The organism is Gordonia sp. (in: high G+C Gram-positive bacteria), assembly GCF_049299075.1.
Taxonomy (GTDB): domain Bacteria; phylum Actinomycetota; class Actinomycetes; order Mycobacteriales; family Mycobacteriaceae; genus Gordonia.
Window position 1 is genome coordinate 1 of sequence record NZ_JBAQWU010000494.1, and the last position, 8,238, is coordinate 8,238.

The window sequence follows — 8,238 nt, forward strand, 5'->3', positions numbered from 1 at the left end:
GGGCGAGCGCGATCAGTGATTCGACTGGTTTGTAGAAGACGATCGAATCGTCCGGCTGGAAGACGATCAGGAAGTAGACGCTGATGCCGACCACCAGCTGCCGCACCCACAGGGGCAGGTCGAAGGCGATCGCCAGCACCAGGGTCCATACGTAGTACCAGGGCAGGGTGGACGGTTCCAGTAGTAGCAGGGTCAGCATCGCCCAGGCCGCACCCGCCAGCGCGGCGCGGGAGTCGGCGCGGAACCGCCACCACAGCCAGACGAGCAGAATCACCAGGATCAGCTGGCCGATGGCGCGGGTCACCGGCAGCACCTCTTGCAGGTTCCACACCTGCCACGGGGCGGCGACATAGGTGACGATGTGCCCGACGAGGGTGGGGATGGTGAACGGGTTGATGATGCGCGACGCCCACGACAGCCCATTGATCCAGCCGACCCCCAGACCCAGTAGCACGGTGAAGAAGCCGAAGACGGCAGCCGGGATGGCCGCGGTGGCGACAAAGATGCCGGTGCGGTCGGCGGGAGTGAGGGTTTTGCTCTGGCGGCGTTGATCCAGCCAGATCCAGAAGACAAACGGGATCGCGATGGCGGCGGTGATTTTGATCGACGCAGCTAGGCCCAAAAACAGCAGGCCCGCGGCCGGGCGAGTAGTGACCGCGAGCGCCATACCCGCGGCCAACAGGCCCATCATCAGCAGTTCCAGGTGCGCGCCGCCGACCAGGTGCCCGAGCAGCATCGGATTGAGCAGCACCAGCCACAGGGACATGCGCTGGGAGGCGCCGAAACGCTTGGCCAGCACAGGCAGGGCCCAGACGCACAGTCCCAAGCCGATGAGCAGGATGAGTCGTATCAGGAAGACGCCCAGCCACACGTTCTCCCCGGCGACGCCGACCACACCGCGCACGATCAGCAGGAACCCCGGACTGTACGGGGAAGTGGTGGGCGCCCAAATCTGCGCCATCGAATCGACGATCGGCCCGGGCGCGTGCGCGGGACCGTCGTAGTAGGGGTTGAAACCCTCGGCCAGCACCCTCGCCTGGCCGAGGTAGGCGTAGACGTCGCGGCTGAACACCGGGATCGCCAGCACCATGGGCGCCACCCACGCGGCGACGGTCCATCGAACTCCGCGCAGGTCCAGGCCGCAGGTCCGGTTGTTTAGTGCGCGGCCGATCCGCACCCACGCGATCACCATCAGCGCGGCTCCGGCCCAGAAAAGGATCCATGCGATCGACTTGCCGTGACCATAGGAGAGTGGGGAGAGTCCGAGATCGGCGAGCGTGTCGTCGTTCCGTGGGATATCGGCCAGGCCGTACGTGCCGACGGTCAACAAGAGGGCGCCGACGAAGCCGAGAACCGAATCGGGGTACCAGCGCCTCATCCCAACAGCCCCTCGACCCGCTGGGCAGCCAGGCCGCCGGACACCAGGACCGGCGGAATGCCGACACCGGGGACCGTCGCGCTCCCGGCGAGGAACAAGTTTCCCACGCCCGGCCATGTGTTACGGGTGCGGAAGGGGCCGGTCTGGCCGACGGTGTGGGCGGCCGAGAACGGCGTGCCAGCGGTCAGCCCGGCGCGCTGCCACGTCTGCGGATGATCGATGCGCAGAACTTGCAGTCGGTCCAGACCCGGGTATCGGCGCGCAGCGAGCGTGGACAACACTTCGGCCGCATAGGGGTGGCCGATCGAGTCCCAGTCGAGGGGTGCGCTGGCGAGGTTGGGGGTGGGGGCCAGCACAGACACTGATTCTTGTCCGCCTGCGATAAAGGTCTGCGGGTCGCTCACCGCGCTGCGGGTGATGAGGAAGGAACCGTCGGACATCGGAGTACCGCGCCGCCCGGTGATCTCGGCGAAAGTCTGGGTCCAGGCGGCGCCGAAGTCGACGGTGTGATGACCGGACGACCATGCGTCGGTCGTCCCCGCCGGCAGGAGCCCGTGCACGACGACGGCGCTCGGCGAGTACCGGAGCCGACGTCGGAGGCCGCGCCTGTGTGCCGTGGGCAACTCGGCGCTAAGGAGTTCGGCCACCTCGTCGCGTTCGCCGGTGGCGATCACCGCGTCGGCGGTCAACTGCTCGCCGTCGGCGGTGCGTACGCCGGTCACAGTGCGGCCGCAACCGGTCAGGTCGGTGACGCGGGTGCCGTAGCGGATGGTGACGCCGGCCTCGGTGAGGGCGTCGGCCATCACTTCGCCGACCCGTCCCATACCGCCCGCCGGTGCGGACAGGCCGCGGCCGATATCCATATCGGCGATGATCGCGTAGATGGCGCGCGCGCGGTGCGGAGGAACGCCGGCGTAGAGCGCCTGGAACGTGAAAGCGCGCTGCACGCGCTCGTCGTCGACGAATCGGGCGACCGCTCCAGTGAGGCCGCCCAGCGTGTGGAGCTGAGCGAGTTTCTTTGCAGCACTGCGGGTTTCGACGCTGGTGAGGTCTTTGGCGCCGTCGAAGTTGCGGTTGATAAATACGTTGAACTCGGCGTCGTAGACTTCGCGTAGCCAGCCGAGGAGCTCCGGCACGCCGCGAGCGGCGGACGCGCCGAACGCCGCCTCGACCGCGGCCGGAATGGCAGCCGGATCGCGCGGCAAGGACAGCGTGGCGCCGTCGGCGTAGTTCATCACGTAGCCGGGATCGACCGGTTGCAGCGCAAGCCTGCGGAGTGCTTCGGCCGGCTCCACGCCGACAGCGGTGAGCGGATCGACGATCAGCTCCGGCATGGTGAGCACCGTTGCGCCCGTGTCGAAGCGGTGTGCTGATCCGTCGGCGCCGAGCAGCGTCTCGGTGCGCACGAGGCCGCCCGGCCGGTCGCGGGCTTCGAGCACAGTGACGTCGTATCCGCGTCCGGCCAGGTGGGCAGCTGCGGCCAGACCGGAAAGACCGGCACCGATGACGGCGATGTGGCGGGCGGTCACCGGCTAGGCCTGCCGATCGGCGATGCGGTGCGCGAGCGCGGTGAGATCGGCGCGGGCGGTGGGCGCGACGTCGAGCCCGGCGATCAGGCTCTGCGCCTCGTCGACGTGCTCGGTGATCTGCGCCTCCACGGCGGCGACCGCCCCGGAATCGGTGAGGATCGTGCGCGCGTCGGCCAGTTCGTCGGGCGACAGTGGCCGTCCGAGCAGGGCACGGAGCCGGTCGGCGACGACGGGACCGGAATCGGCAAGGGCGCGCGCGATCAGCACGGTGCGCTTTCCGGCGATCAGATCATCACCGGACGGCTTACCAGTCTGCGCCGGATCGCCGAACGCGCCGAGCAGATCATCGCGGAGCTGGAAGGCCAGCCCGAGGTCGGTGCCGATCCGACGCAGATCTGTCGACAATGCCGCCGAGGCGCTGGCTAGGGCGGCGCCAATCTGCAGCGGCCGGGCGACGGTGTACGCGGCCGTCTTGAACTCCATGACCCGGTACGCCGCGTCGACGGACTCGTCAGCGGAAACCTCATTGGTGATGTCGAGCAGCTGGCCGCCGAGCACCTCGGTGCGCATCTGGGACCACGCCGCGCCGGCAGCCTGCGGGAGCGGCGGTGGGAGCGGCGCATCTCCGGTGGGCCGGTAGCCGTGGACCAGGTCGTCGGCCCAGGCCAGCGCGAGGTCGCCGAGCAGGATGGCGACGGAGCTGCCGTGGTGGGCGCCGTCGCCGGTCCAGCGCAGCCGCTCGTGGAGTCGTTCGAAGCGGCGGTGCACGGTCGGACGGCCGCGTCGGGTGTCGCTGCGGTCGAGGATGTCGTCGTGCACCAGGGCGCAGGCCTGGATTAGTTCGATAGCGGCGCCGACCCGCAGCATCAGGGCCTCGGTGGCTTGCGCCGAGGGGGCCGCCGGCGGTCGGTCGGCCGCCGAGATCGCGCACTGCCAGCCGGCATGGATGAACAGCGGTCGGATCCGTTTACCGCCGCCCAGCACAAAATCGTCGAGCGCGCGGCCAGCCTCCGCGGCGGTCGGTGAGACGGTGTCGAGCGCGACGGTGCTGGTGGCGAAGAAGTCGCGCAAAACCTCGTCGACGGCCCCGGGCACGTCCTGCTGACTCAACACGTCGGTAAGCCTACCGGGGTGAACTGGGCTGCTCGCACGGCCTGCTGAGTGCGGTTCTAGCGCACGGGATGGATCAGGTCAAGGCTGGGGCGGGGCGTGCGCCAAACCTCGTCGTGAAATCGGTGATCGCGGCGGCCGTCCGTAGAATCGGCCGGGTGAGTGTGATTTCGGAGTCTGGTGGGCAGCAGTCGGTCGTGGAGGCTATCGCCGCACCTCATGTCGGACCGGTACCGTTCTCGCTGGAGTTCTTCCCGCCGCGGACCGAGGGCGATGAGGCCCGGCTATGGCATGCCGTCCGCGTCTTCGAGCGGATGAACCCGGCCTTTGTGTCGCTGACCTACGGCGCCGGCGGTTCTACCCGCGACCGCACCGTTCGCATTGCCGGTGAACTGGCGACGTCCACCACGCTGACCACGGTGGCTCACCTGACCGCGGTTGGTCACAGCGTCGATGAGTTGCGCGGTCTAGTCGGTGCCTATGCCGATAAGGGGATTTCGAACCTGCTTGCGCTGCGCGGGGATCCGCCTGGCGATCCGATGGGCGAGTGGATCGCGCACCCGGAGGGCGTGGAGTATGCGAGCGAACTGGTGGAACTCATCGGTGCCCTCGGTGACTTCCATACCGGCGTCGCATCGTTCCCCGAAGGGCATCATCGGGCGCCAAACCTTGCCGCTGACACGGGCAACCTGGTGCGCAAGCTGCGGGCGGGCGCCGAGTACTCGGTGACGCAGATCTTCTTCGATGTTGAGGATTATGTGCGGCTGCGGGATCGGGTGGTGGCCGCCGACCCGGAGCAGGGCGCCAAGCCGATCATTCCCGGACTGATGCCGATCACGTCGCTGCAGAGTGTGCGCCGGATGGTGGAACTGTCCGGAAGTACGCTGCCGCAGCCGGTCGCCGAGCGGTTGGCCGCGGCAGCCGGTGATGGGTCCGAAGAGAATCGGGAGGCGGTCCGCGCCGTCGGAATTGACCTGGCCACCGAGATGTCGGAGCGGCTGATTGCCGAGGGCGCACCTTGTCTACACTTCTGCACGCTGAACTTCGCTCGGGCCACGAGTGAGGTCCTTGATCGACTGGGTGTTGATACGCGGGGCGCGCTAACCCCGGCCTGAGGTTAGTCTCGGCCTGAGGTTAGTCCCGGCCTGAGGTTAGTCCCGGTCAGCCGCGTCGGTGTCAGCCCCGACTGCGCCGCTGCCTGTGGAGCCGTCTCCGGTGGCCGCATCGGCGGTGCTGGTCGCGCGGCCGTGCGCACGCTTGGCCTTCTGGCGCTGGGCGAAATCGCCGAGCTTGGTAACGAAGCCGGGTCGGTCCGCCACGCGTTCGGCTCCGGACGGCACGTAACGCGCCGAGCGATCGCGGAAGCGATAGGCGATCGCGCCGACAAGTGCCACGATGCCCAGGCACAACAGTGCCAGGAAGGTGGTCCAGCCGGGCATGGCCGCGGTGGCCGGATCCGCGTATTTGGCATCGGCGTTGAACTCGTCGCTCTGGCCTGGTTCGGGGATCCACGTCACCGCCGATTCGCCGGCAGTCGTGCCGTTGGTGGCCACCACGGTGCCGCCGAATTCGACGGTGATCGACACGTAGTAGGTCTGCGGCGTAAGGCCGGTCAGGGTCGCGGTGCCGCGCACGCGCACGATCTCGCCGCGGCGGGTTGCCCCGAGCGTGATGGTGGCACCGGCGTCGAGCGCGCTGGAAATGATGTCACCGAGTTGCGAGAACTGACCGGTCGTCAGGTTGGTGAAGGTCAGCTGCGAACCGACCTTTCCGGTGATCGCATTCGGGTTGCCGCCCGAGGGCCGCTCCACGGCCGCATCACCCGGGTAGGGCGTCACCGAGACGGATCCGGCGATCGAGGCTGGGACGTCGAAGGTGGGCGCGGCCGGGCCGACATTCGGGCTGGCCGCGACCACGATGAAGCCGGAGAACTGGTCGCCGACGGTCGACGAGCGCGTCAGGCAGCCGCTCAGCAGCGGGATCAGCGCGAGCAGGGCCACGCAGGCGAGTACCGGGACGCGGGGTACCGGGAAGCGGGGTGCCGGGAAGCGGGGAGTGCGCACGGTGTCATCGTGCCAGAGTGTGTGATTCATTCCGGCGAGGCCGGGCCGGGGCCGCCGAGTGGGAGATTCCGTCCGAGGAAGGCGAAGGGGCGTGGATCGCCCACGAAGGTGTAGTGGCGCAGCACATCGACGAATCCCATTCGCCGGTACAGGGACCAGGCCCGGTTGCGCTCACCGTGGACTTCGGGCGTGGACAACAGGATGCGTGCTTCGGGACGCCCGGCAACCAACGTGGTTAGCAGTGCCTCGCCCAGGCCGCGTCCCTGCGCGTACGGGTGCACGTGCAACTCGGTGAGTTCGAAGTAGTCGCTGGTGATCGCGTCGACCTGTGGGGTGGGGTAACCGCGGCCGGCTAATCCGCGCCGGAGCTGACGGTTCCACCACTGGTCGGCGGCACCGGTGTAGCCGTACGCCACCCCGACTAGGATTTCCCGGTCGTGGGCCCACTCGGTGTCGAGTCGGAGCCGGGAGAGCCCCGGACGGAAGAGTTCGGTCGCCGAAACGGTCGTGAGAGCGGCCACCGCGGTCCAGCCGGATCGCGTCAGGTGGTTGCGCCAGAGATCGACCCTGGTGTGTTCGGTGCCGCGCGGATATCGCATGGCCGTCACATAGGTGTGGATTGCCGGATCGAGCCAAGCATTCACCTCGGCCGCAGGCAGAGCGATCAATCGCGTCGACATTGCACCTCCCGCCCCGGTCAACCGCCTCGCATGTTCGGAGAGACACTATCTCTTCTTGCCGGTCCGGCGTCGGCGGGGACGGTTCTTGGTATCGAAGGTCTGTCGCGGCGGCGGAATTGTCGGTACCTCGTGAGATGTTCCGTGCAGTGGAAGGAGAGACGTCATGACGACGAATAGTCGACGTACCGCGCGCAGGCCCGTTGGGCGGACAGTGGTGGATCCGTGGTTGGTTCACCGCAGCCGGGATCTACTCGATCGTGCCGAAGTGCTCTTCGATGAGGCGGCCGGTGTCACCGACGATGGTGCGGAGCGGTTCCGGCAGTTCTATTTGGCGGCGATTCGGGCTGCGGGGGCGATCCTAGCCGTATGCGAACCGCCCGGGCCGGTTCGGCGACGCCGCGATGCACGCGATGCGTGGAGCCGAATCAAGGCGGTGGCTCCGGAGTACGCGGATCTTGCCGAGTACTTCGGCGGTCTGTCGGTGATGCGGTCGCGCGTGGAGGCCGGTCTGGTCCGGCAGGTCGATGACACCCTCTGTGCTCGCGTAGAGCGGCGTGCCGCGGAGTTTCTGGACGCGGCGGACGCGACCCTGCTCGCGTACGAACAGGGTCGACTCCCCGGATCGGCGCCCCTTCTCGACGATTTGGGCGCATGAACGCGCATTTACGCGGGAGTAAAGGTGGCTGCCAACGCGATATCCTCCTAGTATGGAGGCAATGCCGACGGTGATCGGTGTCGTCGTTGGATTGAGAGGGGGCGCAGTGCCGCTTTCGGAGCATGAGCAGCGAATGCTCGATGAAATTGAGAGCGCGCTGTATGCCGAGGACCCGAAATTCGTTTCGAGTGTCAGCAAGCAGCGTCCCGGGCGACCCAATGCACGTCGCCGGTGGCAAGCCGCTCTCCTGTTGTTGGTCGGACTCGCCCTGTTGGTCGGCGGTCTGATGGTTCCTGTCGCCATCGGCGAGCTCAAGGTTGTCAGCCTGGTCGGTTTCTTCGTCATGTTCGCTGGCGGACTCGTCCTGCTGCTGGGGCCACGCGGCGGCACGGACGCTGGCAAGTCCGGCAAGTCCGGTGGCCGTGCGGCCTCGTCTGGCTCGCTGAGCTCGCGCATGGAGGACCGATTCAATCGCCGATTCCATGAGGACGGGCGGTAAGCATGTCGTCGGCGGCCTGAGCCGCCCACCGACCCTTCGGGGGTCATCGTCTCGGAAACGAGGGGATGGCCCCCGATTTTGTGATGCTGGGACGTTGCCCCACCGCACCCGCCTCCTGCCCCACAATGCCCCACCATGCCCAATTTCAGTGACCCACGTGTCTCATGAGTGCTCATAAGGCCCACAAAGTGAGCTGCGACACGCCGCGGGCGTTTCGGGATTCCTAAGAACATCTCCTCATGTGTGCGTTCTGAGCTGGTGTTTTGATCCCGGCGGATGTCAGGTGGGGCGTGAGGGGTGGAAAGTGGGGGAAAGTGGGGTAAT

8 protein-coding genes are annotated in these 8,238 nt (G+C 67.6%); 3 read left to right on the forward strand and 5 right to left on the reverse strand.

The features are described 5' to 3' along the window. From mptB to WAW85_RS15545, 3 genes are all read right to left on the reverse strand, one after another. Positions 1-1,378: polyprenol phosphomannose-dependent alpha 1,6 mannosyltransferase MptB (gene mptB, locus WAW85_RS15535; RefSeq protein ID WP_422560488.1), on the reverse strand; the 1,378-nt coding region annotated here is incomplete at its 3' end. Further along, entirely contained in the window at positions 1,375-2,907 is a 1,533-nt protein-coding gene (crtI, locus tag WAW85_RS15540) for a phytoene desaturase family protein (RefSeq protein ID WP_422560489.1), read from the reverse strand. The genes crtI and mptB, both read right to left, overlap by 4 nt. A gap of 3 nt (positions 2,908-2,910) precedes the next feature. Next, positions 2,911-4,020, reverse strand: coding sequence for a polyprenyl synthetase family protein (locus tag WAW85_RS15545; protein WP_422560490.1), 1,110 nt, complete (start codon positions 4,018-4,020; stop codon positions 2,911-2,913). Positions 4,021-4,184: 164 nt separating this feature from the next. Between WAW85_RS15545 and WAW85_RS15550 the strand changes: the two genes are divergently transcribed. Further along, positions 4,185-5,132, forward strand: coding sequence for a methylenetetrahydrofolate reductase (locus WAW85_RS15550; protein WP_422560494.1), 948 nt, complete (start codon positions 4,185-4,187; stop codon positions 5,130-5,132). 36 nt (positions 5,133-5,168) lie between these two features. On the opposite strand, the gene WAW85_RS15555 is transcribed toward WAW85_RS15550, so the two are convergent. Both WAW85_RS15555 and WAW85_RS15560 read right to left on the reverse strand, forming a co-directional pair. Further along, the gene (locus WAW85_RS15555) at positions 5,169-6,080 is read right to left on the reverse strand and encodes an LppM family (lipo)protein (protein ID WP_422560491.1); all 912 of its coding nucleotides are present in this window, start codon (positions 6,078-6,080) and stop codon (positions 5,169-5,171) included. Positions 6,081-6,106: 26 nt separating this feature from the next. Beyond that, positions 6,107-6,760, reverse strand: coding sequence for a GNAT family N-acetyltransferase (locus tag WAW85_RS15560; RefSeq protein ID WP_422560492.1), 654 nt, complete (start codon positions 6,758-6,760; stop codon positions 6,107-6,109). Between the two features lie 163 nt (positions 6,761-6,923). Here WAW85_RS15560 and WAW85_RS15565 point away from each other — a divergent pair, with 163 nt between their 5' ends. Further along, positions 6,924-7,415: an SAV_6107 family HEPN domain-containing protein gene (locus tag WAW85_RS15565; protein ID WP_422560493.1), complete on the forward strand. Its 492-nt coding sequence runs from the start codon at positions 6,924-6,926 to the stop codon at positions 7,413-7,415. Positions 7,416-7,521: 106 nt separating this feature from the next. Next, positions 7,522-7,914 carry a DUF3040 domain-containing protein gene (locus WAW85_RS15570; protein ID WP_422560495.1) on the forward strand — a complete coding sequence of 131 codons (393 nt, stop codon included), beginning with the start codon at positions 7,522-7,524 and terminating at the stop codon, positions 7,912-7,914. Positions 7,915-8,238 lie beyond the last annotated feature (324 nt).